General features: G+C 66.8%; 19 protein-coding genes and 1 pseudogene. 6 read left to right on the top strand and 14 right to left on the bottom strand.

From position 1 onward, the window contains the following. Positions 1–19 precede the first annotated feature (19 nt). Positions 20–1,042: an NAD(+) diphosphatase gene (gene nudC / locus QFZ70_RS05795; protein ID WP_307094490.1), complete on the bottom strand. Its 1,023-nt coding sequence runs from the start codon at positions 1,040–1,042 to the stop codon at positions 20–22. Positions 1,043–1,192: 150 nt separating this feature from the next. Between nudC and QFZ70_RS05790 the strand changes: the two genes are divergently transcribed. Continuing rightward, positions 1,193–2,458, top strand: a complete 1,266-nt coding sequence (locus QFZ70_RS05790) for a macrolide 2'-phosphotransferase (RefSeq protein ID WP_307094489.1) — start codon at positions 1,193–1,195, stop codon at positions 2,456–2,458. Here QFZ70_RS05790 and QFZ70_RS05785 read toward each other — a convergent pair. The 3 genes and pseudogenes from QFZ70_RS05785 to QFZ70_RS05775 form a co-directional block, all read right to left on the bottom strand. Next, positions 2,448–5,937, bottom strand: a pseudogene (locus QFZ70_RS05785) (ATP-dependent helicase). The gene QFZ70_RS05790 and the pseudogene QFZ70_RS05785 sit on opposite strands and share 11 nt — an antisense overlap. Continuing rightward, positions 5,934–9,137, bottom strand: a complete 3,204-nt coding sequence (locus tag QFZ70_RS05780; RefSeq protein WP_307097805.1) for an ATP-dependent DNA helicase — start codon at positions 9,135–9,137, stop codon at positions 5,934–5,936. Before QFZ70_RS05780 ends, QFZ70_RS05785 begins: the two are co-directional and overlap by 4 nt. Positions 9,138–9,283: 146 nt before the next feature. After that, the gene (locus tag QFZ70_RS05775) at positions 9,284–9,700 is read right to left on the bottom strand and encodes an MGMT family protein (RefSeq protein WP_307094488.1); all 417 of its coding nucleotides are present in this window, start codon (positions 9,698–9,700) and stop codon (positions 9,284–9,286) included. Between the two features lie 63 nt (positions 9,701–9,763). On the opposite strand from QFZ70_RS05775, the gene QFZ70_RS05770 reads away from it, so the two are divergent. From QFZ70_RS05770 to QFZ70_RS05755, 4 genes are all read left to right on the top strand, one after another. Then, entirely contained in the window at positions 9,764–10,474 is a 711-nt protein-coding gene (locus tag QFZ70_RS05770; protein WP_307094487.1) for a 3'-5' exonuclease, read from the top strand. Between the two features lie 328 nt (positions 10,475–10,802). Then, positions 10,803–11,759 carry an ABC transporter substrate-binding protein gene (locus QFZ70_RS05765; protein WP_307094486.1) on the top strand — a complete coding sequence of 319 codons (957 nt, stop codon included), beginning with the start codon at positions 10,803–10,805 and terminating at the stop codon, positions 11,757–11,759. A gap of 33 nt (positions 11,760–11,792) precedes the next feature. After that, the gene (locus tag QFZ70_RS05760; RefSeq protein ID WP_307094485.1) at positions 11,793–12,557 is read left to right on the top strand and encodes an amino acid ABC transporter permease; all 765 of its coding nucleotides are present in this window, start codon (positions 11,793–11,795) and stop codon (positions 12,555–12,557) included. Further along, complete coding sequence (locus QFZ70_RS05755) at positions 12,554–13,291, top strand: amino acid ABC transporter ATP-binding protein (RefSeq protein ID WP_307094484.1); 738 nt, start codon at positions 12,554–12,556, stop codon at positions 13,289–13,291. The genes QFZ70_RS05760 and QFZ70_RS05755 overlap by 4 nt, the downstream gene beginning before the upstream one ends. Before the next feature lie 99 nt (positions 13,292–13,390). On the opposite strand, the gene hemL is transcribed toward QFZ70_RS05755, so the two are convergent. From hemL to hemE, 10 genes are all read right to left on the bottom strand, one after another. Beyond that, positions 13,391–14,722 carry a glutamate-1-semialdehyde 2,1-aminomutase gene (gene hemL / locus QFZ70_RS05750; protein ID WP_307094483.1) on the bottom strand — a complete coding sequence of 444 codons (1,332 nt, stop codon included), beginning with the start codon at positions 14,720–14,722 and terminating at the stop codon, positions 13,391–13,393. Between the two features lie 17 nt (positions 14,723–14,739). Continuing rightward, positions 14,740–15,897: an LLM class flavin-dependent oxidoreductase gene (locus QFZ70_RS05745; protein WP_307094482.1), complete on the bottom strand. Its 1,158-nt coding sequence runs from the start codon at positions 15,895–15,897 to the stop codon at positions 14,740–14,742. Continuing rightward, the gene (gene hemB, locus QFZ70_RS05740) at positions 15,897–16,877 is read right to left on the bottom strand and encodes a porphobilinogen synthase (RefSeq protein ID WP_307094481.1); all 981 of its coding nucleotides are present in this window, start codon (positions 16,875–16,877) and stop codon (positions 15,897–15,899) included. Before hemB ends, QFZ70_RS05745 begins: the two co-directional genes overlap by 1 nt. Before the next feature lie 57 nt (positions 16,878–16,934). Continuing rightward, a complete protein-coding gene (locus QFZ70_RS05735) occupies positions 16,935–17,837 on the bottom strand; it encodes a uroporphyrinogen-III synthase (protein ID WP_307094480.1) in 903 nt (300 codons plus the stop codon). Positions 17,838–17,897: 60 nt separating this feature from the next. Further along, a complete protein-coding gene (gene hemC, locus QFZ70_RS05730; RefSeq protein WP_307094479.1) occupies positions 17,898–18,896 on the bottom strand; it encodes a hydroxymethylbilane synthase in 999 nt (332 codons plus the stop codon). Further along, positions 18,893–20,170, bottom strand: a complete 1,278-nt coding sequence (locus tag QFZ70_RS05725; protein ID WP_307094478.1) for a ferrochelatase — start codon at positions 20,168–20,170, stop codon at positions 18,893–18,895. The genes hemC and QFZ70_RS05725 overlap by 4 nt, the downstream gene beginning before the upstream one ends. Further along, the gene (gene hemQ / locus QFZ70_RS05720; RefSeq protein ID WP_307094477.1) at positions 20,167–20,868 is read right to left on the bottom strand and encodes a hydrogen peroxide-dependent heme synthase; all 702 of its coding nucleotides are present in this window, start codon (positions 20,866–20,868) and stop codon (positions 20,167–20,169) included. Before hemQ ends, QFZ70_RS05725 begins: the two co-directional genes overlap by 4 nt. A 121-nt stretch (positions 20,869–20,989) precedes the next feature. Then, a complete protein-coding gene (locus tag QFZ70_RS05715; RefSeq protein ID WP_307094476.1) occupies positions 20,990–21,187 on the bottom strand; it encodes a hypothetical protein in 198 nt (65 codons plus the stop codon). 936 nt (positions 21,188–22,123) lie between these two features. Beyond that, complete coding sequence (gene hemG / locus QFZ70_RS05710) at positions 22,124–23,545, bottom strand: protoporphyrinogen oxidase (protein ID WP_307094475.1); 1,422 nt, start codon at positions 23,543–23,545, stop codon at positions 22,124–22,126. 2 nt (positions 23,546–23,547) lie between these two features. Beyond that, on the bottom strand, positions 23,548–24,642 hold the full coding sequence (hemE, locus tag QFZ70_RS05705) for a uroporphyrinogen decarboxylase (RefSeq protein ID WP_307094474.1): 1,095 nt from the start codon (positions 24,640–24,642) through the stop codon (positions 23,548–23,550). Positions 24,643–24,812: 170 nt separating this feature from the next. Here hemE and QFZ70_RS05700 point away from each other — a divergent pair, with 170 nt between their 5' ends. Next, complete coding sequence (locus QFZ70_RS05700; RefSeq protein ID WP_307094473.1) at positions 24,813–26,132, top strand: glutamyl-tRNA reductase; 1,320 nt, start codon at positions 24,813–24,815, stop codon at positions 26,130–26,132. Positions 26,133–26,160: the final 28 nt, after the last annotated feature.

Below are 26,160 nucleotides of genomic sequence, written 5' to 3'. Positions count from 1 at the left end.
CTGATGGATAAGTAAGGCTTCAGGCGCCTGCCAGGTCCTGAATACGTCCGCCGAACCAGTGCTCTATCAGGGAGCGGGCAATCGACAGCCGGCTGGAGATGGTGATCTCACCGGCGAGCACGGCGTCCTGGAGCTCCTCACGGCTGAACCAGCGCGCCCTGGTGACCTCCACGCCGTCGGGCGTTGCCTCGGCGTCTTCAGTGACGGCGGTAAATCCAAGCATAAGGGAGGCGGGGAACGGCCAGGACTGCGAGCCAAGGTACTGGCACGCGGTGACCCGCACTCCCACCTCCTCATGAATCTCCCGGACCACTGCCTGTTCCAGGGACTCCCCCGGTTCCACGAACCCCGCCAGGGTTGAATAGTTCCTGGCATCACGGGCGCCACCGCCGCCGAGGAGCAGGCGGCCGTCCGGACCTACTACGGTGACGATGATGGCCGGATCGGTTCGCGGATAGTGTTCAGAGTCATCAACCGGGCAGCGCCGGACCCATCCCCCGGCTTCCACGTCCGTAAGCGAACCACAGCGCGGACAGTGCGTGTGGGTGGCATGCCAGTTGGCGATGGCGCTGGCTTCAACAAAAAGTGCGGTATGCGTTGGGCTCAGCCCGGCCGCAACATCCCGGAATCCGGCCCACGTTGCATCCGAGGGGATTCCGGCAGTTCCCGGCTCCAGCGCTTCCGGCAGGACGAAAAGCAGTAGTTGGGTGCCCGGGGGTAGGTCAGAATCGGGCAGGGCCGAACCAAGGTAAACCGTCAGTTGTGGCGCGGAACCCGCGGCGGCAAGCTCATCACGGAGTGCCCGGGCGCCGGACATCAACAGCCCCCCGCCCTGGACCAGGCCCTGCCGGCCCGAGAGGACAACCGCCAGGGTGTTCGCACTGGCAAGGAGTTCCTCCACCATGCCCGGTTGTGCCCGGGCGACGGAACCGCGGTCAACCAGCGCAGGAGGCACCGGGAGAACCGTGTCCATCAGGTGGTTTGCCGGCAGCCGGGCCGCCTTGCCCAGGTGGACCGGTGTAACAGACTCCGCATGGCTCATGTGTCCACCGTACTGACTGGGACCGACAATTGATATTTGGTGGCATGTCCCAATCGTTAGGCCCGCCCGCCCACCCGGTTTTGGACTATATCTGAAGACTCGCCGTCCTTGGACCGGTGTCTTGGACGGGACGCAATCTACCGTGGAACGGTGAGAAGAAAACCGATTGAACTGGCAGCCGTTGCAACCGCGGCAGTCCCCGGACTGACCCCGACGGCCGTTAGCTCTGCCCCGGACGACCCCGCGGACTTCGACTCGGCCCTGCTGCTCGACTCGGAGGGTAAGCGGTGGCGGGTCCGCTCACCGCGGCATGCCGAGGCAAGCGCCCGGCTTGAAACGGAATTTCTCGTGCTGCGGGCTTTCGCTCCCGCCATTCGCGCCGAACTGCCCTTCCTTATGCCCACAGTTGCCGGCAGCGTGCGGCTGGGGACCTTGAGTACGTTTGTCTACTCGCATCTGGCCGGCAGCACGCGCAGTGTCGAGGAACTGACGGCCGGGCCCGATGCCCTTGCCCGTGAAATTGGCGTGGCCCTTGCCACCATCCATGACCTGCCCCGTTCGCTGGTCAGCAATGCCGACCTGCCCAGCTACACCCCCAATGAGTTCCGGCAGCGCCGGCTGAATGAACTCGACCAGGCGGCCACCACCGGGAAAATTCCCCCGGCCCTGCTGCTCCGCTGGGAGCACGCCATGGAAGACGTCTCCCTGTGGCGTTTCAACCCCAGCGTGGTGCACGGCGACCTCCATGAGGACAACCTCCTGGTGGAAGGCCAGCGGGTCACTGCAGTGACCGGCTGGACTGACCTGAGGATCGGCGATCCAGCCGACGATTTCGCCTGGCTTGTTGCCTCCAACGAGCAGGACTTCGTGGACGCGGTCCTGGGCGCCTACACCGCCAGCCGCCGGGACACCCCGGATAACCATCTTCTGCGCCGGGCAGCACTGTCCGCCGAGTTCGCCCTTGCCCAGTACCTGGTGAAGGGGATCGCCGCGGAAGACCCCGGCATGATCTCCGAGGCAGAGGAGATGCTAAGCACCCTTGCCCGGGATATCGAAGAGCACGGCGGGCAGCCCATCAGCGTGGAGCCCCAGCCGGCGCCGGGCGCTCCGGCTACAGGCAGTGTGCCCACCGTGGGAAGTGCCCCGGCCGTGGGCAATGTGCCGGCCATGAGGGCGGCCGACGCCGAGCCTTCAGGTTTGGTGCCCTCCGTTACGGTGGTGCCGGTCCCGGCCCCGGTTCAGCCGGCGGTCCACGTCACTCCCATCTCCGCGGATTCCGCGGCTGACGCCGCCACAGACAACCCCGCCGGCAGCATCGGGACGAAAAACAGCGGGCAGTCCAAGGCGGATGACAGGAAAGACCTGGACGACACCTCCACGGCAGCTATTTCCATCGTGGACGTCACTAAGAACTAAGCGCAGCCGCCACGATTTCCTCCAGCTCTGCGGCTGTTCCGAGGTCGTGGGGACGCACCACCTCGTTGTCCGCCACGTAGAAGAAGGCCGCCCGTACTTCGTCGAGGGGTACCCCGTTCAGCCGCGCCCAAGCCAGGCGGTACACCGCAAGCTGCACGGACTTAGTCCTCAGCTGCGCAGCGGACGGCCGCCGTCCTGTCTTCCAGTCCACCAGGTCCCACCGCCCGTCGGCGTCCCGGAAGACGGCGTCGATGCGCCCACGCACCACGACGTCGCCCACACGGGTCTCGACCGGCGCCTCCACAAAAGCCGGCGACCGGTTGGCCCAAGGCGACGCCTTGAAGGTTGCCACCATGGCGTCGAGGTCGTAGGCAGCATCGATGTGGTCGTCTGAGCCGGGAGCTTCGCCGAGGTCGAGCATTCCGGCGGCACCGAAGTACTCCTCCACCCAGGCATGGAAGGCAGTTCCCTTCCGGGCTGACATCCCGGGTTCGCGGGGCACGGGCCTGCGAAGCCTGCCAAGCACCGCGGCGGGATCCTCCCGCAGTTCCACCAGGGTGGATGCGGAGATATGCCCGGGAAGGTGCACTTCCCGGCCGGCGGTCCTTTTGGCGCGCCGTTCCAGCAGCAGAGCCGCTTCCCGCGCCCATCCCCGTGCCACACCGGCCAGCTCCCTGCCGGGATCAGGCTGCCCTGCGGGCAATTCCTGGTGCGGTACCGGAAGTGCTTCCCCGTTCCGGGCCCCCAGGGCGCCAAGAACCTTGGCGGCGGCTGTCTCCATGGCCTGCCGTCTTCCGCCTGACAGGCGCAGGCGGTTACCGGAACGTGGATCCACAGGCCCCTCAAGGGGGTCGTACGGCCAGCTGGCGACTTCGGCTTCCAGGGTGAGCGGGCTCTTCTCCGGGAGGGCGGCTTCCTCCAGCGACCCCGGATGAACAGTCGCAGCAGCCCGCGGCGCGGCCCCCGTCACCTTGGTGAGTTCCTCGAGCTCGGTAAGGAACGGGGACATCTCCGCACGCCCCGCCCGGGAGCCGACCCACGCAGGGCTGGACACCCACAGGACGTGCTTGGCCCTGGTGTAGGCCACGTACGCCAGGCGGCGTTCCTCTGACTCCCCGTGGGCCTGGACGGCTGACTTAAAGTCCTTTTCCGCGTCCAGCCAGCCTTTCTGGTCAGGCTGGTCAAGGTCCCACTGCGGAAGATCGGCACGGTCGCCGCGGAGCGGCCAGGGCAACGCCGCCGAACCGCTGCTCCAGCGGGAGTCCCTGTCACTGGGGAAGGCCCCGGCATTAAGCCCGGGGACAAAGACCGCGTCCCATTCGAGGCCCTTCGATGCATGGACGGTCAGGAGTTGTACGGCTTCCCGGTTGACGTCGCTGGCCGGCGCTTCCAACCCGTTTTCCTCCACGGCTGCAGCCTCCAGCCAGGACAGGAACGCGAGGATGTCCACGCGCTGGGATGTCCGCAGGAACCCCGCAGCGGCGTCCTGGAATGCGTCGAGGTTACGGCGGGCCTGGTGGATGCTGATGCCGGGCCGCGCGGCCACTTCGATGTCGAGCAGCATGGCCCGCTCGACTTCACCCAGCAGTGTGGTGAGGTCGTCGCCGAGGTAGGTCCGGAGTTGCCGCAGCTCAGACGACAACCGGGCAAGCCTGGTGCGGGCGCCGTCGCTGAGCGACCGGCCATTGGCGGACGTCCACCCCTCCCTGGGCAGCCAATCCAGGGCTTCCACCAAGCTGGCGGCGTCGGTCAGGTCGCTTTCGAGGACGGTTTCACCGGCTTCGTCCGGCTGCTCGTCAAGGGACCGCTCAGCGGCTTGCCCCCGCCGGCGCGCCAGCTGGCTGGACCAGTCCCGCAGCGCCATCAGGTCAGCGGGACCGATACGCCAGCGGGCGCCCGCCAGCAGGCGCATCAGCGAATCCGAGCGTCCGGGGTCGGCCAGCACGCGCAGCGTGGCCACGAGGTCCACAATCTCCGGGGTGTCCAGTAGCCCGCCGAGACCGACAATTTCATACGGGATTCCCCGGGCTTCAAACTGGCGCCGGATGGTTTCCATTTGCGCGCGGCGTCGGCAAAGGACAGCAAGGGCGGGCGGTACGGGGGTCCCGTCTGATTTCAGCTCGAAGTCCGTCACACGGTACCTAAGAACGTCTTCAGCCAGCGCACACGCCTCATCAACATCGGTGCCGAAGCGCCCCAGCACCACTGTTCCCTCGACTGCATGCGGGCTGGGTTGCAACGGGGGCACGTCCGCTGCTGCAGAGCCTCCCCCGCCCGCCGGTCCCCGTTGCGCAGCCGCCTTGCCCAAAGACTCAGACATAACGTTGGCTGCCGAGAGAATGGACCGCCCGTTCCGCCAGGCCGTCGTCAGGTAGGACGTGGGGGCAGGAGCCCACTGACCGGCCTCCGCTGAACCGCTGTGTACCGGGAATTCGCGGACAAAGTGGAAAAGCTGCCCGGCCGAGGCCCCACGAAAACCGTAGATCGACTGATTGGGGTCGCCCACTGCGGTTACCGCGTGGCCGCCACCGAAGAGCCGGGAGAACAACACCAATTGGGCATATGAAGTGTCCTGGAATTCGTCGAGCAGCACCACCTTGTACCGCTGCCGTTCCATGTGTGCAGCCAAGGGGACATCCTGCGCCACCTTGGCGGCGAGGGCCACCAGGTCTCCGAAGTCAAGGGCGCCCCGTGACCGCTTCGCTGCCGCGTACCGGCCAACCATGTCGGCCACGCTCGCCCGGGTGCGGAGCATGCCGGCGAGCTCGGCCGCCGCCTGGGGCGGGTTCTTCTTTTTGCCGTCCTGGTACGGCAGGGACTCAAATTCGGACAGCCTGGCCATCAGCCAGGCCTCAACGTCCTCGGGCTCCTGAAGGTGCTCCGCACATTCGCCGGCCAGTTGGATGACCGCTTTCACCAGAGTCGACTTGGCAGAACGGAAGTGGGCGTACTCGCCGTCGTAGGCCTCCACTACTTCGCTGGCCAGCTGCCAGGCCTGGGCGCCGCCGAGGAGGACCACGTCCCGCTCCACGCCCAGCCGGAGCCCGTAATCCGAGACGATGCCGCTGGCAAAGGAGTGGTAGGTGGACACCTTGGGCTCGAGGGAATCGCTGCTGGCCGCCTGTTCCGGGAACAGCCGGTGCCCGGTTTCCTGGCCGGCCAGCCGTTGCAGGGCAGCCAGCTTGGCCCGGATCCGGGACGCCAGCTCACCTGGCGGCCTTGCGGGTGAACGTCACCCCGAGGACTTCCTCAGGCCTGACCCAGCCGTTGGCCACCAGCCAAACGACGCGGTCGGCCATGGTGGCGGTTTTGCCCGAACCTGCGCCCGCGATGACCAGCCGCGGCGTCAGCGGCGAACTGATGATGGCCGACTGTTCCGGCGTGGGGACGTTCTTCTCCCCCAGCAGCACGGAGAGCTCTTCCGGGGTGAACCGCGGTTCGGGCACAGTGGTCCTGGCAACGGCTGAATTCAGGTTCATTCCGTGACCTGCCTTCCCCGCACACACAGCGGACACACTTCGGGGAGCCGGCAGCCGTGGCCGCCGTGGCTTCCCTTGGAGGGGTCGTGCCGTGCCAAAAATTCGCTGCCACCCATCACCACAGCGGCCTCCTTCACCATGTCCATAGCCCAGTTGTCCTGCGGATCAAGGGCTTCCTGCTGCTGGATGCCGGGATTTTTTGCGCCCGTACCAAGCTGGGCGAGTACTGCGCCGCCTGGCACCGCAGGGGTGCTCCCTTCAGGGCTACCGCTGAAGGCACCTGCAAGGACCGCGGCCTGGTAGGACCCAAGCTGCGGATGCGTGGAAAGTTCCGTTTTAGCCGGCTGGCGTTTTCCCGTTTTAAGATCCACGATGACAAGCCTGCCCTCACTGTCAATTTCCAGGCGGTCCACCTGCCCACGGAGGACGGCGGCACGCGGCGCACCTTCGTCCACCACCACGTCCGGGAGCGCCACCTCGAAGTCCTGCTCGACCCCCAGCAGGCTCCGGCCCTCGCTCCTCATGACCAGCACGTACTGGGCAAGCTTGCGCACCATGGCCTCCGCACGCTGGAAATCAAGCCTTCCCTCCCAGTTGTCCTTCATTCCGAGCGCAGGCCAGCGGCGAACCAGTTCGGCCACGTATTCTGCTCCCGACGCATCCGGAAGCTCCTGCGCGATGGCGTGGACCAGCGTGCCCAGGCTCCTGGCGAAGTCCGTGGCCGCTTCGCCGCCTGCTGCCTGCACAAACCAGTCGAGCGGCGACTTCTGCACTGTCTCCACTTTCGACGGCGACACAGACACTGTTCCACCGGGGGGAACCACGGCATCGGACGAGGTCAGCTGTGGCAGCCCCCACCAGCTCCCGGGGTGCGCGCCAGCCACGGGGGGCTCGGCAGCGGCGAGCTGCGCGAGGACCCGCACCGCTTCCTCCGCCTCAGCCTCGTGGCGCCCATCCAGCTGGGCATATTGCCGGAGTTCGGCAACCAGCGCGCGCAAGGTCATGGGCCGTTCCACCGGGGTGAATGCCCGGCGGTCCTGGTCCGGGTTGAGGGGGGCGACGTAATCAAGGAAGGAGGACGGCTGATCGTCCTCGGAGGAGACGGCAGTGCAGATCAGGAGCTCGCTGGCCCGCGACACCGCCGTGGAGAAGCTCCGCAGTTCGTCGTAACGGATGTCCCGCAACCGGCTCAGCGGATCCCGCTGCAGTGCGTACCCTGCTCCATGCTCCACTGCGTCGGCGTACAGGGTGCTGCCCAGCAATTCGCCGCGGAGCCGGGTGTTGGGCCACACGCCTTCCTGGAGTCCGGCCACCAGGACAACCGGCCACTCCCGCCCTGCTGCGCTGGCGGGAGTCATGAGTTCCACGGCGTCGTCCAACTGCGCCCGGGCGGCAAGGGTGTCCATGGGAAGTTCCTGGTTCAGCAGGTACTCCAGAAACTGCTCCGGACCGGCGCCGGGCATCTGGTCAACGTACCGTTCAGCCGTGTGGAACAGCGCCATCATGGCATCAAGGTCCCGGTCGGCACGGGCACCGTGCGGCCCGCCGGACAGCGCTGTTTCCGTCCAGGCTGTGGACAGGCGGGTCGAATTCCAGAGAGCCCACAGCACGGACTCAGCGTTGGCACCCGGTTCAAAGGCAGCTTTCCGGCCCGCCTGGATCATGTTCGCTGTGCGGCGCGCAGCCCTGCCTTCCATGCCGAGGGAGGACAGGGCTGCCGGTTCCAGCAAAGCTTCAACGAGCAGGTCGTCGCTGGTGCGTCCTCCACCGCCCAGAAGCTCCTCGCGCCTCAGCGACTGCCGCAGACGGCGCAGCTCGATGGACGTGGCACCGCCGATACGGGACGTCAAGAGGGATACAGCCATTTCGGGAGTCAGCGAGGCGGGGTCCAACGCGACGGCGAACGCATCAAGCAGGGGCCGAACCGCCACTTCGTCCCGGACGGCCGATTCGGCCACAGGCACCCGAACCGGGATCCCCTGGCCGGACAGATAACGCTGCAACTCGCTTACCTGGGCTCCGTTGCGCACAATGACCGCGATTCCGGACAGGTCCCGGCCGTGGTTGATGTGCTGGTCCAGGATGCGCTGTGCCACATACCGCAGTTCATGGACTGCTGACGGCACCAGGTGGGCTTCCACCGTTCCCTGCTCCCTGTCCCCCGCCGGCTGCTCGAGCTGCCTGGCAAGCTGCCCGCCGGCCCGCTGGGAAATACGGGCCGCGACACCCAGCCACGCATCCGCCAGCACCTGCGTATGCCGGTGTGCGAAGCGGAGCGGCCGCTCCAATGCGGGAGCATCGGGCGACAGCAGCTGCGGCAGTTCGGCCACCAGGTCAGGGCGGGCCCCGCGGAACCCCTGGACCACGGTGTCCGGGGAGAACGACACATAGCAATCCTTCCTGCGGGCTATGTCAGCCAGAAGCTCGAAGACGGCCGGGTTTGCCTCCTGCACGTCATCAACGATGATCACCTGCAGGCGCTCGCGCTCGGCAGCCAGGAATTCAGGGACGTCCTGGAAGATCTGGCGTGCGGCGGTGATGATCCCGGCCGGGTCAAATGCCTCAGGCATCCGCAGGTCCAGAACGTCACGGTACTCCGAGTACAAACCCGCGGCGGCAATCCAGTCGGGCCGGTTGCACTGCCGGCCCAGGTAAGCGAGGTCCGTGGCGGTCAGGCCGGACTCGATAACGCGGTCGAACAGCTGCCGTACTTCCTGGCGGAAGCCGCGTGTCTCCAGGGCTCCCGCGAGGTCGTCAGGCCATGGCAACTCCAGCCCTGGCAGGCGGTGGCCTTCGAGGAGTTCCTTGATGATGAGGTCCTGCTCCGGACCTGAAAGGAGGCGCGGCGGCCTCGAGAGCGGCAGTACTCCCTCGGCCTTTGCCCGGCGGAGGACATCAAAGGCGTAGGATGCCCAGGTCCGGGCCGGCGTGGTGCTGAGGCTCCTGTCCAGCCGGGCCGTGAACCGGTCCCGAAGGGAGTCGGCGGTCAGCCTCGTGGGGGCCAGTATGAGCATCCGTTCGGGGTCCACCCCGTCCCGAAGGACCCGGTTAACCGCGGCTTCAACCAGAACAGTGGTTTTTCCCGTCCCCGGCGCCCCCGGCACCAGCACGGGCCCGGATCCCTGCGCGACGTCGACAGCGGCCTGCTGATCGATGGTCAGGGACGGGGCTTCGGCATGGATCTGCCGCGGCGGCAGCAGTTTGAGGCCGGGAAAGCCGGGCTGGCCGGGGTGCCCGGTCCCGCCGTCGTTTAATGCTGCAGCTGCTTCTGCGAATCCGGCCTCAAGGCCTTCTGCTGATTCGTGCCGGTACTCGTCGCGGGGACCTGTAAAGGGAACTGTTACTGTCACGCCGACATTCCATCATCAGCCACTGACAATGTCCGGAGCCGGCGCTGCAGCTCGCCGGCAATGGCCTCGATCTGGTCGAAGGCGTCATCGGTCGGCGCCCAGCGTGAGGTTGAAAGGTCTACCCGCCAGGACCCTTCTCCCGTGCACAGATAGGCCTCGTAGGCGCCCGTCAGCACGGTTCCCTCCCGGAGGTAGTGACGGAGGGCTTCGGCTTCGTGGCCCTCTGGTGCCTGGCCGCTGGCTTTGAGGATGCGCCACCAGGGAACGGCGCTGCCGTAGTGGCTCATGACCGAGCCCACCTGCCTGGGCCCGCCCGTTCCCAGGAGTTCGGCGACGTCGCCGTACGAGACCGCGGACCCTGCCGGCACCAGCCTCACGAGGGCCAGTACCGCCTCTACATACTCAATCCGCATTGATCCAATGTAGCCGCAGTGGCGCTCCCGGGAATTGTCGGTGGCCCCCGTTAGCGTTGACGTATGAGTACCTGGAACACCCTTCCCCGCGCAGCCTTCGACCTCGAGACCACCGGCCGCAACTCGCGTGCAGCCCGCATTGTCACGGCGTCAGTGACTGTTGTGGACCACAAGGGCGAGGTCATCACAGAGCATGAGTGGCTGGCCGATCCAGGGGTTGAAATACCCACCGAAGCCAGCGATGTGCATGGCATCACCACTGAGCAGGCCAGACGCGAAGGCAGGCCGGCCCGCGAGGTGACGCAGGAGCTCGCGGCAGTGCTGCAGGGGCTTTTCGACGACGGAACTCCCGTCATCGCGTTCAACGCCAGCTATGACTTCACCGTGCTCGCAGCCGAGTCGGCCCGCTACGGGGTCCCGCAACTTACGCGGTTTCCTGTCCTGGACCCTTACATCATGAACAAGCAGGTGGACCGCTACCGCAAAGGCAAGCGCACCCTCACGGCCTTGTGCGAAGAGTATGGTGTGGTCCTGGACAACGCCCATACGTCGGCCGCTGATGCCCTCGCCACCCTGCGGGTCCTGGATGCCATGGCCGGGAAATTCCCGAAACTGAGCATGCCGGCCAGCCAGTTGCACCAGCTTCAGGTGGATTGGGCAGTGAGCCAGGCTGCAGATTTCCAGGGCTACCTCCGCAAGACCAAGCCGGCTGCTGTTATCGAAGGCGACTGGCCGGTGCTCCCGCCCCAGGACGCAACCACCGGCGGTTTCTAGCCCAAGGGCCGGGCTGCCGATCCGAGATATATTTCACAGTCACATGAGTTCATAAGACTGCTTGTTTCCGCGCTCCGCGATTCGCCGCCGGAACCAGCAAGGTCCTGACCCTACGCTCAAAGCAGCAAAGAGCCGAATTATGTTCGCGGAGAGGCCCTCATCAAGCGCGCTTCTTCGTGGCAGCCGCATGGCAGGGCCTAGTGAGACAATTAAGTTTTGCGGTCACCCCTGCCCTGGCCTTGCTTGACCAGCACCGGGCAGGTGCCAGGCGCCACCAGCGCAGCCTAGCGGCCCGGCTGACTTAAGACTCAATGAAAGTGACAACCTGATGAAAATCAAAGCGATGAAGTGGCTGACTACCGCGCCCGTGGCACTAGCCCTCGCGGTTTCCCTTGCAGCATGCGGCGGCGGCTCGGGATCTTCCGAGCCCAGCGGAACGCCCTCGGACGCCCTCGCCGGCAGTGACCAGCAGACGCTGGACAAATACACCACCGCCGACGTCACCCCGCTGGACAAGATCGACAAGTCCAAGCTGGGCCTTATCACCGAGGGGACCCTCCGCGTCGGCACGCTGTCTGACGCTCCGCCGAACATCTTCATTGACCCGTCGGGCAAGTTCACCGGATACGACAACGAACTCCTGCGCGCCATGGGCGAAAAGCTTGGGCTCAAGGTGGAGTTCGCCTCCACGAAGTTCCAGGCGCTCCTCAGCCAGGTCAAGAACAAGCAGTTCGACGTCGGATCCTCCTCGATTTCCACCACGGACGCCCGCCGTGAAACTGTTGCATTCACCAACGGTTACGACTTCGGTTACATGGCCCTGGTGACCAAAGAAGACGCCAAGGCCCAGACGTTCGACGATCTGACCAGCGGCCTGCGCGTCGGCGTCGTCAGCGGCAGCGTGCAGGAAGACTACGTCAAGAACACACTGAACCTTGAGCCGGTTGCCTTCCCTGACTACAACACTGTCTTTGCAAGCCTGAAGAGTGGCCAGGTGGATGCCTGGGTGTCGCCGTCGCAGCAGGCAACCGGCCAGGTCAAGCCTGGTGACGGCACGAAGATCGCCGAGAAGAAGCTCAACACGCAGAACTTTACTGCCTACGCGGTTGCCAAGGACAACCCGGCACTCCTCGAAGCGCTGAACTCTGCCCTGGACGCCATAGTTGCCGATGGCACCTGGACCAAGCAGACCGCCAAGTGGTACACGGACCGCAAAACCGCTGCTGAGCAGACCCCCGAGGGCTGGAAGCCGGGCAGCAAGGCCGTCAAAGTCCCTGCGAACTAGAAACCGGCAACCCAGAGAAGATAGCGACGCCATATGGATTACCTGACACGACTCGGAGAAACCTTCCTTGACTGGAAGCAGATTGCCGAGGTTCTGCCAAGCATGTTCACGGTGGGCCTGCCCAATACGTTGCTGCTGGCGATCACATCAGGCCTGATCGGGGCATTCTTCGGCCTGGTCCTGGCTCTCATGGGGATCTCCCGGAACCCAGTGGCACGGTGGGCCGCCCGGGCGTACACGGACGTTTTCCGCGGGCTGCCCGCTGTCCTCACCATCCTGGTCATCGGCCTTGGATTCGGGCCGATATATCGGGAAATCACGGGTAGCAACAGCCCTTACCCGATGGGCATTGCGGCTCTGTCCCTCATGGCCGCCGCCTACGCGGGCGAAATCTTCCGCTCCGGCATCCAGAGCGTTGAGAAGGGCCAGTTGGAGGCGTCGAGGGCCCTGGGCTTCGGCTACGGCCCGTCGATGCGGCTCGTGGTGGTGCCCCAAGGCATCCGCCGGGTGCTTCCGGCCCTGATGAACCAGTTCATTGCCTTGATCAAGGACTCTTCGCTGGTCTTCACCTTGGGCTTGCTGGCCACGGAACGCGAGCTGTTCCAGATCGGCCAGGACGCTGCAGCACGCAGCGGCAATTTGTCACCGTACGTTGCCGCCGCCATCTTCTATTTGGCCATGACCATCCCGCTCACACATCTGGTGAACTACATCGACCACCGGCTGCGAACCGGAAAGCCGGAGAAGAAGGAACCGGATGAGCTGGCAGCACCTATCGGTAAGGGGGCACACGCATGACGGAATTCGCTTCCGGAACCCTCACCGGCAAGAACCTGCACCTCTCATTCGGCCACAACCATGTTCTCCGCGGCATTGACCTGCACGTGGAGAAGGGCACCACTGCCTCGGTGATCGGCCCTTCCGGCTCCGGTAAGTCCACTCTCCTGCGGGTGATGAACCGGCTGATCGAGCCCGACCAGGGCGACATCCTGCTGGATGGCCGCTCGGTCCTGAAGGACAACCCGGATGAACTCCGGCAGCGGATCGGCATGGTGTTCCAGCAGTTCAACCTGTTTCCGCACAAGACAGTGGCGGACAACGTGTCCCTGGCGCTGCGGAAGCTCCGGAAGCTGCCGCAGGAACAGGCCCGCGCCGAGGCCCTGGAGCAGTTGGACCTGGTGGGCCTGAAGCACAAGGCAGACGCGCGTCCGGCCAACCTCTCCGGAGGCCAGCAGCAGCGCGTGGCGATCGCCCGGGCCCTCGCCATGAAGCCGGAAGTGATGTTCTTTGACGAGGCTACGTCCGCGCTCGACCCTGAGCTCGTCAAGGGCGTCCTGGCGCTCATGACGGACCTCGCTAAGGGCGGCATGACCATGGTGGTGGTGACCCACGAGATGGGCTTCTCCCGCAATGTCTCAGACACGGTGACGTTTATGGACGCGGGTGTGGTGGTGGAGTCGGGACCGCCGCAGCAGATCTTCAGCGAGCCCCGCACGGACCGCTTGAAGAACTTCCTCTCGGACGTCCTGTAGCTCCTGCCGCAGGACAAAAAGAATCCCCGGTTGCATCGTGCAACCGGGGATTCTTTGTATCCAGCGGTGATACGCCCGACGGCGGACTGGCCTGGGTTTCTAGCCTTGCGCGGCTGCCGCCGCCTTTGCTGCGGCCGGAAGTGCGTCGAAGATCCGGTTCATGGCAGCGTCGTCGTGCGCGGCGGACAGGAACCAGGCTTCGAAGACCGACGGCGGCAGGTAGACGCCGGACTCAAGCATCGAGTGGAAGAACGGCGCATAGCGGAAACTTTCCTGCGCCTGGGCGTCGGCGTAGTTGTGCACGCCGCGGGCCGAAGTCCCGAAGGCCACAGAGAACAGGTTGCCGGCGAACTGGATGGAGTGGTCCACACCGGCGGCATCCAGGGCACTGGACAGTGCCGAGGAGAGTTCCAGCGACCGGACGTCGATGTAGGAGTAGACGTCGCGGGTGGCGTGGGTCAGCGTGGCCACACCGGCAGCCATGGCCACCGGGTTCCCGGAGAGCGTCCCGGCCTGGTACACGGGGCCGATCGGCGCGAGGTGGTCCATGATGTCGGCGCGTCCGCCGAGGGCCGCCGTCGGCATTCCTCCACCGATGACCTTGCCGAAGGTGAGCAGGTCCGGGGTCCACGGCTCGGCGGCGTCAGGCGCGCCGCCGGTGAGGCCCCAGTAGCCGGAGTAGCCGGTGCGGAACCCTGTGAGGACCTCGTCCACAATGAGCAGCGCACCGTGTTCGCGGGTGATGCGGGACAGGCCCAGGTTGAAGCCTTCGCCGGGTGTGACCACACCCATGTTGGCCGGCGCAGCCTCGGTGATGACGGCGGCGATGTTGGGTCCGTGGGCCGCGAAGGCTTCCTTGACGGCGGTGAGGTCGTTGTAGGGCAGCACCAGGGTTTCGGCAGCCGTGGCTTCGGTGACGCCGGCGGAACCGGGCAGCGCGAGGGTGGCCACGCCGGAGCCCGCAGCGGCCAGCAGCCCGTCGAGGTGGCCGTGGTAGCAGCCGGCGAACTTGATAATGAGGTTCCGGCCGGTGAAGCCGCGGGCCAGCCGCACGGCGGTCATGGTGGCTTCGGTGCCGGTGGACACCATTCGGACCCGCTCAGCGGCAGGGACGCGTTCCTGGACTATCGCCGCCAGGTTCGCTTCGTCGGGAGTGGACGCCCCGAAGGACAGGCCGCGGTCCACGGCTGCATGGACCGCCTCCAGTACGGCGGGGTGTGCGTGGCCCAGCAGCGCCGGTCCCCAGGAGCAGACCAGGTCCACATATTCGTTGCCGTCGGCGTCCGTCAGGTATGGGCCTTTGGCGGAAACCATAAAGCGCGGAGTTCCGCCGACGGACCCGAAGGCCCGGACGGGAGAATTGACTCCGCCCGGCATCAGCTGGCGGGCGCGGTCGAAGAGTGCCTCGTTGCGAGGATTGCTGGAAGTCATGGTTCCTATTCTCTCAGCTACCCGGCAAGCAGTTCGGCCACCCTGGGCGCCACCGCCGTCCCCAGCAGCTCGATGGAGCGCATCATGGCGGAGTGCGGCAACGGGCCGTTGCTGTACTTGAGGTCGAAGCGGTCCACACCCAGGTTTTGCTTCAGCAGGACAATCTTCCGGGCCACGGTTTCAGGCGACCCGACGTAGAGGGCACCCTCGGGCGCGCACAGGGCGTCGAACTCTCCCCTGCCGGCAGGTCCCCAGCCGCGCTCGGCCCCGAGCTTGTTCCGCAGTTTCAGCCAGTGCGGGAAGAGCTCTTCCCGGGCCTGCTCGTCCGTTTCCGCCACGTGGCCGGGCGAATGCGTGGCAACCTGCTGCATCGGGTGACCGTACTTGGACATGGCTTCCCGGTACAGGTCCACCAGTGGGCGGAAGGCCCGCGGCTGCCCGCCGATGATCGCGAAGATGATCGGATAGCCGTACTGCGCGCACCTCAGCACCGATTCGGGTGTTCCGCCGACGCCGATCCAAGTGGGCAGCAGGTGTCGTTCCAGGGGCGGGTACACGCTCAGGCCGGAAAGGGCGGGCCTGGTGCGGCCTTCCCAGTGCACAGGCTTCTGCGCCCGCACCTTGTCGAACAGCTCGAGCTTCTCTTCGAACAGCACCTCATAGTCCGCGAGGTCCAGCCCGAACAAGGGGAAGGATTCAACGAATGAGCCGCGCCCCAGCATCACTTCGGCGCGGCCGTTGGAGAGGGCATCCACCGTGGAGAACCGCTGAAAAACCCTGATGGGGTCATCCGAGCTCAGCACCGTGACCGCGGAGCCGAGGCGGATCCGGGTGGTGCGGGCGGCAGCGGCGGCGAGGAAAACTTCGGGCGCGGAGACCGCGTAGTCCTTGCGGTGGTGCTCCCCCACCCCAAAGGCGTGAAGTCCGACGGCGTCCGCCAGCTCTGCCTGCTCCAGCAGCTGGCGCAGTACTTGCGCATGCGACTGCGGGCTGCCGTCGCGGTGCTCCCCGAGGTCGCCGAAGGTATTCACCCCGATCAGGATCCGGCCCGCGCCCACCGGCTCCGCGGGCCCCAGGACAGTGGCCCCCGGGACAGTGGCATCCCGGACAGTGGCATCCGGGGCGGCTGGTTCCTGTCCGGATCCGGCTGCAGCACCGGTTTGTTCTTTACTCATCAGGACTCCCTCAGCCAGCCGGCCAGCTCAGCCGCCCAGTACGTCAGCACCATGTGGGCGCCGGCGCGGCGGATGCCCAGCACGGATTCGGTGATGGCGGCCCGCCGGTCGATCCAGCCGTTCGCGGCGGCCGCCTCGATCATGGCGTACTCCCCGGAGATCTGGTACGCGGAAACAGGGACCGGACTCATGGCTGCCACGTCGGCAACGATGTCCAGGTAGCTCATGGCCGGCTTCACCATCACCACATCCGCCCCCTCGGCGAGGTCGAGTTCCACCTCATGCAGGGCTTCGGTGCGGTTCCCCGCGTCCATCTGGTACGTTCGCCGGTCGCCTTTAAGCTGGGAGTCCACAGCTTCCCGGAACGGGCCGTAGAAGGCTGACGCGTATTTGGCCGCGTAGGCAATGACGGAGGTATTGGTGTGGCCTGCCTGGTCCAGGGCGGCGCGGATGGCTCCGACCTGGCCGTCCATCATGCCGGAGGCACCCAGCATGTGGGCACCGGCGTCTGCCTGCGCTACGGCCATCCGCGCATAGATTTCCACTGTGCGGTCGTTGTCAACATAGCCCTCTGCGTCCAGCACGCCGCAGTGCCCGTGGTCGGTGAACTCGTCAAGGCAAACGTCGCTCATGATGACGAGGTCGTCGCCGACCTCCGCACGGACGTCCCTGATCGCCTTGTTCAGGACTCCTTCAGGGTCGAGGGAGGCGGTGCCCTCCGCGTCCCGGGTCTCGGGGATGCCAAACAGCATGATGCCGCCGAGGCCCAGTTCAACCGCTTCCGCCGCGGCCCGTTTGAGCGTGTCCGTGGTGTGCTGGACAACTCCGGGCATCGACGTGATGGGGTTCGGCTCGCTGAGGCCTTCCCGGATGAAGGCCGGAAGGATCAGCTCGGCCGGCGCCAGCCGGGTTTCAGCGGTCAGCCGGCGCATGGCCGGGCTGGTGCGCAGGCGGCGGGGGCGTTGGCTTGGAAAAGTCATGCTGTGTCCTTCACGATGTTCGTAAATCGGGTGAGTTTAACTGGCGGTTGGCCCGCGTTACGGCGGCTCGCCGGCCGCTCCTCCTGAGCCGAGTGCCGTTTCGACGGCGGCCACCAGTCCGAGCGGCGTGGGTTCAACAGCGGTTGCTGCAACGGTGAGGCCCAGTGCGGCGGCCTGTTCCGCCGTCGACCGTCCAATCACCACCAGGCGGCAGCCGTGGAGTGGCGAAAGGGACGAAATCCGCCTGACGGCGCTGGGCGAGGCAGCCACCACTGCATGGATTCGTCCGGCCGCGATGTCCGCGGCGGCTGCTTCCGGCGCCAGGAGGGAGTACGACGGCGCCCGCAGCCCCGGTCGGTCGTCCTCCAGGGGAATGGCGAGCCTGCGCTCCGCGGCCGCCGGATAGTCGACAGTGCGGTAGGCGGTCACTGCCGAAACGGTGCTGCCTGCCGCCGCCAGTCCGGCAGCGAGGCGCGCGGGTGCAATGTCCGCCTGGGGAAGCAACACCTTGCCGGCGCCGGCGGGCCACACCTTGAGCAGCCCTGCGGCCGACTGTTCGTCCCGGGGCATCAGCGCCACTGGCAGGCCGGCGTCTTCGAGGAGCCTCCGGCAGGCCGGTCCTATCGCGGCGATCCGGGTGCCTGCGGGAATCCATTGCAGCAGCGTCAGGCCGCGTTCACGTGCCTTGGCGTTGAGCACGTGGACAGTGGTGGCGCTGCTGATCACCAGCCAGTCAAACGCGCCGGCACCGAGCGCATCGCAGGCCACATCCAGAGAGTGCTGGTCCGCGGCGCGTTCGAAGTCGATCAGGGGCAGCAGGAGCGCCACCGCGCCGGCCTCCTCGAGGGCCGCCACGAGGGGCAGCGAGCGTTCCGGGCTGCGGGTGATCAATACCCGGGTCCCAGTGAGCGGCTTCCCGCTCCCGGAGCGGGCGACGGCGTCGGCTGTGCTGTCCGCCATGGTCAGCCCTCCCCGCACGGGGAACGCCGGACGCGGCGGGAAGGCAGTCCCATGGCCGGCTCAGGAAGCCTGCAGGTCTGCGATATCGGCGGCACCTGCGGCGAGGAGGACCTCGGCGAGTTCGATGCCCAGCAGGGTGGCCCCTACCTCCGTCAGCCCGTCGGTTGCCCGCTTGTCCCGGACCGATGCGGTGCCGTCCACGGCACAGACCACGGCCTCCAGGTGGAGCATGCTGCCCTTGCGGAAGGCGTACGCGCCCACCGGTGCTGCGCAGCCGGCTTCGAGCCGGGCCAGCAGGGCACGTTCAGCGGTGACCGCAAGCCGGGTATCCGGATCGTCCAGTGCGACGAGTGCCTGCGCCAGCACTTCCCGGGATCCCTCGCTGGAACCGGGCCGGGGTGGAGCGTCGGCTGTGCGGCATTCAATAGCGAGCGACCCCTGGCCGGCGGCGGGAAGCATAACGTCCGTCTCGAGGAACTCACTGACGGCATCCAGCCTGCCAATGCGCTCAAGGCCCGCTGCAGCGAGAACCACGGCATCGAGGTCGCAGGATTTCCCCGCAACCATCTGATCGGTGGCGTTGCCCGGAAGGCCGGGCACCCGGCCCAGGCGGGTGTCCACGTTGCCACGGATATCCACGATCTCAAGATCGGGCCTGGCGGCGCGGAGTTGGGCTGCACGGCGTGGCGAGCCGGTTCCTACGGTGGCACCGGAAGGAAGGTCGGCAAGCTTGAGCCCGTCACGGGCGCAGAGGACATCGCGGACGTCCACCCGCTTCGGTGTAGCCGCGAGGCTGAGCCCGACTGCGGCGCCGGTTGGCAGGTCCTTGAGCGAGTGGACCGCCACATCGCATTCGTTGCGCAGCAGCGCGTCGCGCAGGGCGGCGACGAAAACGCCCGTGCCGCCCATCTGGGACAACGAACCGGTGAGGACGTCGCCGTCGGTCCGGATGTGAACGAGCTCTACAGGGAAGCCTCCTACCGCGGCGAGCTGGTCAGCGGTTTGCTGCGTCTGGGTCAGCGCCAGCTTGCTGGCGCGGGTTCCGATGCGGACTGTCACTGCTGCAGCGCTCCCCCGGCCGCTCCGGACTGCCCTGCAACAGCTTCGCCGGGGTAGGCATCGTGGCTGGTGCCCACCGTGGTGTCCGCTCCGGCGATGGTGGGCTTTTCCCCACGGAAATTCGCGCAGCACCCCGGACGGCAGACGTCATACCAAGGCCCAAGGGCGGTTACGGCCGGGCGGTCGCTGATGTTGTTGGCAACGGTGCGTTCGGAAATCAGGTCCACCATGCCGTTGACGAACTTCCGGTGCGTGCCGGGCGTCGGGACGCGGGTGGCGGCGAGACCGAGGTTGGCGCAGGTTTCCAGGGCTTCCGTGTCCAGGTCCCACACGACTTCCATGTGGTCGCTGACGAAGCCGAGGGGCACAATAACGATGCCCTTGACGCCCTGGCCTGCGAGCTCCTCGATGGCGTCATTGATGTCCGGCTCGAGCCAGGGCACGTGCGGGGCACCGGAACGGGACTGGTAGACGAGGGACCAGGGGGCGGTGAGGCCTGATTCCTCTTCCACACGCCGAATGACTGCGGATGCGGTGGCGAGGTGCTGGGCAACGTACGCCGAGCCCTCTTCGAATTCGCGGGGTTCATCCTCGGACCGGCCTGCCGCATCCGCGTCCCGGGTGGGGATGGAGTGGGTGGCGAACAGGATCTGGACGGGCGCGTCAGGCGTGCCTGCGGCTGCGAGCTGTTCCCGGACCTTTGCCAGGCCTGCGGCAGTGCCTTCGATGAAGGGCTCCACGAAGCCGGGGTGGTCGAAGTACTGGCGCACCTTGTCCACCTCGAGCCGGCCATCCAGGCCGGTTTCCGTCAGTGCCATGCCGATGTCCTCGCGGTACTGGCGGCAGCTGGAGTAGCAGGAGTAGGCACTGGTGGTGATCATGAGCAGGCGGCGGTGCCCGGCGTCGTACGCGTCCTGGAGGGTTTCCGGGATGTAAGGGGCCCAGTTCCGGTTGCCCCACAGCACGGGAAGATCGATGCCCCTGGCCGCGAGCTCGGCCTCAAGGGCTGCCTTCAGCTCGCGGTTCTGCTGGTTGATGGGGCTGATGCCGCCGTTGGCGCGGTAGTGGTGTGAAACTTCCTCGAGCCGTTCGTCCGGGATGCCGCGGCCGCGCGTGACGTTGCGGAGGAACGGAATGACATCCTCCTGGCCCTCAGGCCCGCCGAAGGAGGCGAGGAGGACGGCGTCGTAGTTCTTCGGAGCCATCCGGCCGGCCTCGGTGACGGGGTTCACCGCGGTAACTTCGGCCGGATCCCGGCCTTCGAGGGGGCTCATGCCAGCACCTCTGCAACTTCTGCCGGGGAAATGCGGCGTCCGGTGTAGAAGGGGATTTCCTCGCGGACGTGGTTGCGTGCTTCCGTGGCGCGCAGGTGGCGCATGAGGTCCACCAGGTCCACGAGCTCCGGCGCCTCAAGGCCAAGGATCCACTCCCAGTCGCCCAGGGCGAAGGAAGAGACCGTGTTGGAGATCACCTGCGGGAAGTCGCGGCCCAGGAGGCCGTGGTCACGCAGCATCTTGCCGCGCTCGGCGTCCGGCAGGATGTACCACTCGTAGGAGCGGACGAACGGGTAAACGCATAGCCACTCGGCCGGTGCGACGCCCCGGGAGTACGCGGGGGTGTGGTTCTTGGCGAACTCGGCCTCGCGGTGCACGCCCATGGCGGACCAGACGATCTCCGTTCCGGCGAAGAGGCTGCTGCGGCGGATATCGCGGATGGCCTGCTGCAGCGCTTCCGGCTTGGGACCGTGGAGCCACACCATGACGTCAGCATCCGCCCTCATCGCGGAAACGTCGTAGCTGCCGCGGTGCGTCACGCCGGCCTGGGCGAGCCGGTCCAGCAGGGCCTCGAAATCAGCGGCAGCATTGGCATTGCGGATCAGCGCCTCAGAACGCTTGAAAACCGTCCAAAGGGTGAAAAACTGCTCGGCTGATTCTTCGGTTTTAGTGACAGATTCGGCAGAAGTGTGGCTCATGGTTACAAGTTTGCCCCTTCGTCCCCGTCAAGTCGAAACCAGCGAGTTCTACAAAGCGTAGAAGTGCTCAAAGTCACAGCAGCGTCAGCTTCCCCGCGCTCCCGGAAGCCCGGCAGCCGGACTAGGGATTCCGCAGGCGGAGAAAGACCAGTCCGGCGCCACCGGCAACCCCTACCAGCCCGGAACCAAGCCACACCAGGGCACTTTTCGGTTCCGGCTGCGCTTTGAGCGTCGCGCTGCTGCGGACAGAGTTCCCAGGTATGGCTGTGGTGTACGGCGTCCACCCTGCCCGGGTCTGCCGCACGGAGTAAATCGGCACGTATGCTGTCTGTCCACCAACTGGAGCCGTCCCGGGCACGCTGGGTACACCTGCCGTGGCATCGGCTGCGGACTGGTCCTTCCCCGTCACGGGAAGGTCCCCGTCCGCGGTTGATCCAGGCGACGCAGGCATTGCCGGCGTCCCGCGTGACCCTGCGGACGTTTCCGGGGAAGCAGGGGTGCCGGGGGCCTTGGCCCGCGGCGCCTCCGGGACGGCATCGGGGGCTGAAGGCGCAACGCCAGGCGCAGTCTCCGAGGATGCAGGAGCGGAGTCCGCAGGGGCCGAAATCGCTGGGCGGCTAACTGCCGGAGCGCTGGATACGGGGGCGTTGGATGCTGGACCGCTGGATACGGGAGCGCTGGGTGCAGGGGCGTTCCCGGTCGGAACCGGGGATGCCGTGGCAGTCGGCGCAGGCGTTGGGGTCGGCTTCTGTGTGGCCCTTACAGCCGGCCGGAGGGCTGAGGGAACCGCGGACGCGGAAGGCGCAGCAGTCGGGCTAGGGCTGGCGGCCCGGGCAGGCTGGGAATCCTTACCCTTGCCTGAAGGGGCCTTGTTTTCGTTCTTCCCGTCACGGTTAAGGCCGGGCGCGTCCTCGCGTGCTGCAGTAGCCTGGCCCCTTAGCTGGGCCACCACCGGGAGGGATTGAGTGTCCACAGCAGGGACCGCCGGGTCACCGGGGTCGGGCGCTCCCTCGGTGGCTTGGGACGCCGGGACGCCTGTAGCTAGAACCAGTACCGCTCCGATTGCCGCGGCTGCTGCGCCGCGTCGGATTCCCCCATTGGTACCGGTCCGGGACATGGAAAGCTCGGACCTGTTGTGAACCATAGTCATCGACACTAATCAGTTGGCCAGCTGATGTTAAAACCAGCAAAAGCGGGAACGGTGGCCTGAAACAGCAACGTTTTGCGCTGCTGTCCGGCTGACCAGCGACGATGCTCAGCCGGCAAGATTCCGGATTTGCGTCACCGTGTCGGACACCACTGCGGCAAGCCCGTTCCCGGCCACCCAGCCACCCACCACGGCGAGATCGCCATCCGCGTTGCATGCTTCCCGGATTGCCGTCACCTTGGCACGGTGCCCGACGGCGGCAAAAGGCAGGGAGCCGCGCCACCGGACAACGTCCCACTCCACAACGTCCTGCCGGCTGATGCCAACGTCCAGCAGGGCCGATGCATCGCGAAGTGACGCTGCCAGGAGCTCATCATCAGTAACGGGCCCACCGGGCTGGTTGCCGGTGCCGTCGACGCGGCCGTAGGAGAGCCGGATGACATGCCGTCCGGAACCCGCGGCGGCTGCCAACCAATCCCACTTGCCGGTGGCGTGGGTCAGGGCCTTTGCCTGGATGCCGGCAGTTTGCGGTGCAACGAGGATGCCGGTGCCGCGGGGACGGCGGTCCAGTTCGGGCTTGTCCAGGACCAGGGTGACGAGTTGCACGTCCGGCCCGGAGCCCGGTTGCTTCCCCGCAATGGCCGGGACTGCTTTTTCCAGCAGCCCGACGGCGGCCGGGCCGTCCACTGCCACCGCCAGCAGCCCGGCGTCGTACGCCTTATCCCCGGCGGTGACGCGCCAGCCTTCGGAAGTCCGGGAGACGGACGTTGCCCGCATGCCGGGCAGGAGCGTCACGCCCCGGCCGCGGAGGTCGCCCACCATGGCGCTGACCAGGGTGTGCATGCCGCCTTCCAGGCCTGCGACAGCGGAGCCTGCCTTGGCCGGACCGCTGCTGTTGCGCCGTTGGGAGGCCACGGCGGCGGCCAGGGAACCATGCTGCCGGAGTCCGGCGCGGAGCCCGGGGGCCACCATGTCAACGTCGAGAAGTCCCGGATCAGCGGAATGGACGCCGCCCACCACAGGCTCTACCAGCCGCTCCAAAACCCGCCGACCCATCCGTGCCCTCACGAGCGCGGACACACTGACAACGTCCGCGGCCGTGCCGATGGACGCCGGCAGGACCCTGTCGAGGGAAGCGCGGAGCGAACCCAGCAGGCCCAGGGACCGGCGGACCTCAGGATCCCAGGGGTTGGCCGGAATCCCCAGAACCCCGGTCTTGGGAAGTTCGCGCGGACCGTCCGGGAGCTGAACCCAGGCGCCGCCGGGCCGCGGCGCGACAATCCTGTCCGAAAGGCCCAGTTCCCTGGCGAGGCCCGCGACGGCGTCGGACCGGGTGGCAAACGATTCGGCACCGCTGTCCAGTGTGAGGCCGGCTACAACGTGGCTGCCCACGCAGCCGCCCCACTCCACGCCGGCTTCCAGGACTGTGACCCGGTGCCCGGCAGCGGCCAGCTCCCGCGCCGAGAGGAGACCGGAGATCCCGCCGCCCAGCACCAGCGCGGATTGGGCTCCAGCCGGGTGACTCGCCACGGTTATTCCGGCGAGATGGAGTGGATGAGCTCTACGACCCGGGTAAGGACGGCAGGGTCGGTCTCGGGGGGAACGCCGTGGCCGAGATTAAGGACGTGGCCGGGCGCGGCTGCTCCGGCTTCAATAACAGAGCGGACGTGGGCTTCGAGGATGTCCCAGGGGGCCGACAGGAGGGCAGGGTCGATGTTGCCCTGCAGCGGGACCGATCCGCCCAGCCTGCGGTTGGCCTCGTCCAGCGGCAGGCGATAGTCAACGCCCACCACGTCCACGCCCACGTCCCGCATGGCGACAAGAAGCTCGGAGGTGCCGGTACCGAAATGGATGAGCGGCGCGCCCAGGTGCCGCACATGGTCGAGGGCCCGGGTGGAGGCCGGAGCCACGAATTTTGTGTAGTCGGCCAAGCCCAGGGAGCCTGCCCACGAGTCAAACAGCTGCCCCGCAGAGGCGCCGGCCTCCAGCTGGGCCTGCAGGAACATGCCGGACGCGTCGGCAGCCCAGTTGGCGAGCGCACGCCAGGTCTCCGGGTCTGCGTGCATCATGGTGCGGGGCCCGAGGTGGTCGCGGGACGGTTTGCCCTCCACCATGTAGGCAGCCAGGGTAAAGGGAGCTCCGGCGAAGCCAATCAGCGGGGTGCTCCCGAGTTCGGCCACCGTGAGGCGGACCGCTTCGCGGATGGGTTCAAGCGCCTCCCAGGTCAGCTGCGGCAGGGCGGCCACGTCGGCGGCTGTCCGCACGGGCTTGTCCAGGACCGGACCTACCCCGGGCACGATGTCGACGCCGACGCCTGCCAGCTTCAACGGGATGACGATGTCGGAAAAGAAGATGCCGGCGTCCACGTCGTGGCGGCGGACCGGCTGGAGGGTGATCTCCGAAGCAAGCTCCGGCCGCAGGCAGGAGTCCAGCATGGCGATGCCTTCGCGGACCTTGAGGTACTCAGGAAGTGAGCGCCCGGCCTGCCGCATGAACCAGACGGGGCGGCGGGAAGGCTTCCCGCCCCGGTAGGCCGTGATCAGCGGCGAGTCTGCGGTGCGGCCATCCACCAGTGGATGGTCTGCAGCAAGGGCGCCGGCAGCGGACGTGGCAGGGCTGGAAGTCATGCCTTCGATTGTGCCCAAAAACAGCAGTAAAAGATAACGACAGGCTGTCACGCGAGGGGCAGCTGCCAGCGCCCCTGCCCGCGCCGTGGCAGGAATCACAGCCCCGGCCGCCCGCTTCCGCGCCGGACAGTTGTTCTACCGAGGAACGAAAAAGCTATGATTGACCTGCTGTGGTTCTTTTCTCATTGGTGGCTACACACGCCGACATCGATCTTGAGACCGTTGCTCAGTTGAGCAACGGTGCTTCCGGGATCGCCACATCCGCTCTCTCCGGATCGCCGGCAGTGACGGGTGCGGTGGTCCTTGCCACCTGCAACCGGTACGAAATCTACGGCGAAGCCCCCCACCCGGACGACGTCGAAGCCGCCCGCGCCGCCCTCGTCGCCCAGATCAGTGACGTGAGCGGACTGAGCGAACCGCTCGTCTCCCGCTCCTTCAGCACCCGCACCGGCCCCGAAGTAAGCCAGCACCTCTTCGCCGTCAGCGCCGGGCTGGACTCCGCAGTGGTTGGAGAGCGTGAAATTGCCGGCCAGGTACGCCGGGCACTCATTACCGCACAGCACGAAGGAACCGCCAGCTCCGGGCTCGTGCGGCTGTTCCAGGCTGCGTCCAAGACCGCCAAGGACGTCGGTGCCCAGACAGCCCTCGGATCAAGGGGGCTTTCCATCGTTTCCGTAGCCCTGGATCTGGCAACCGACCTTTCCGAGAACCCTGACTGGTCTGCCAAGAAGGTGGTGGTCTTCGGCACCGGAGCCTACGCCGGTGCCACGATGGCCCTGCTGCGTGAGCGTGGCTGCACCGATATCTCCGTCTTCTCCTCTTCCGGCCGCGCCGAAGGCTTTGTGGCCACCCGCGGCGGCACCGCCCTCGACGCCGAGTCGCTGCGCCCCGCAGTCGCCGCCGCTGACGTAATGATCGGCTGCAGCGGTTCTGACACCCGGGTGGAAGCCGACGAACTCGCCCTGGTGCGGGCAAATTCGCCGCAGCCGCTGATTGCCATCGACCTCGCCCTGACCCATGATTTCGACCCCGGCGTGGGCGAGCTGGACGGCGTTGAGCTGCTGACCCTGGAATCCGTGCGCCTGGCCGCACCGCAGGAACAGGCTGAATCACTGACGCAGGCAAGCGGCATCGTCAGCGGCGCCGCCAAAGCCTTTGAGCAGGAACGGGAGGCCCGTTCCGTGGATACCGCGATCGTTGCACTGCGGCGGCACACCATGAACGTCCTGGACGCGGAGATGGAAAAGGTCCGTGCCCGGCACGGCTGCACCGCCGCGGCCGAGGAAGTGGAGTTTGCACTCCGGCGCATGGTCAAGCAACTGCTGCACGTCCCCACGGTGCGCGCCCGCGAACTGGCCGCCAACGGCCAGCAGGACGAGTACGTCGCCGCCCTGGAGGCCCTCTACGGCATCACCGTTGAGCAGCCGGCAGCCCGAGCCGTTCCGCAGGCCGAATGCCCGGTGGACCACAGCGGCCTCGAAAGCGCCTGACCACCTGGGGCAACGCCCGCTCACCTAC

The organism is Arthrobacter sp. V1I9 (genome assembly GCF_030817075.1).
Classification (GTDB): Bacteria; Actinomycetota; Actinomycetes; order Actinomycetales; family Micrococcaceae; genus Arthrobacter.
This window is presented reverse-complemented; position numbering and strand designations above follow the sequence as displayed.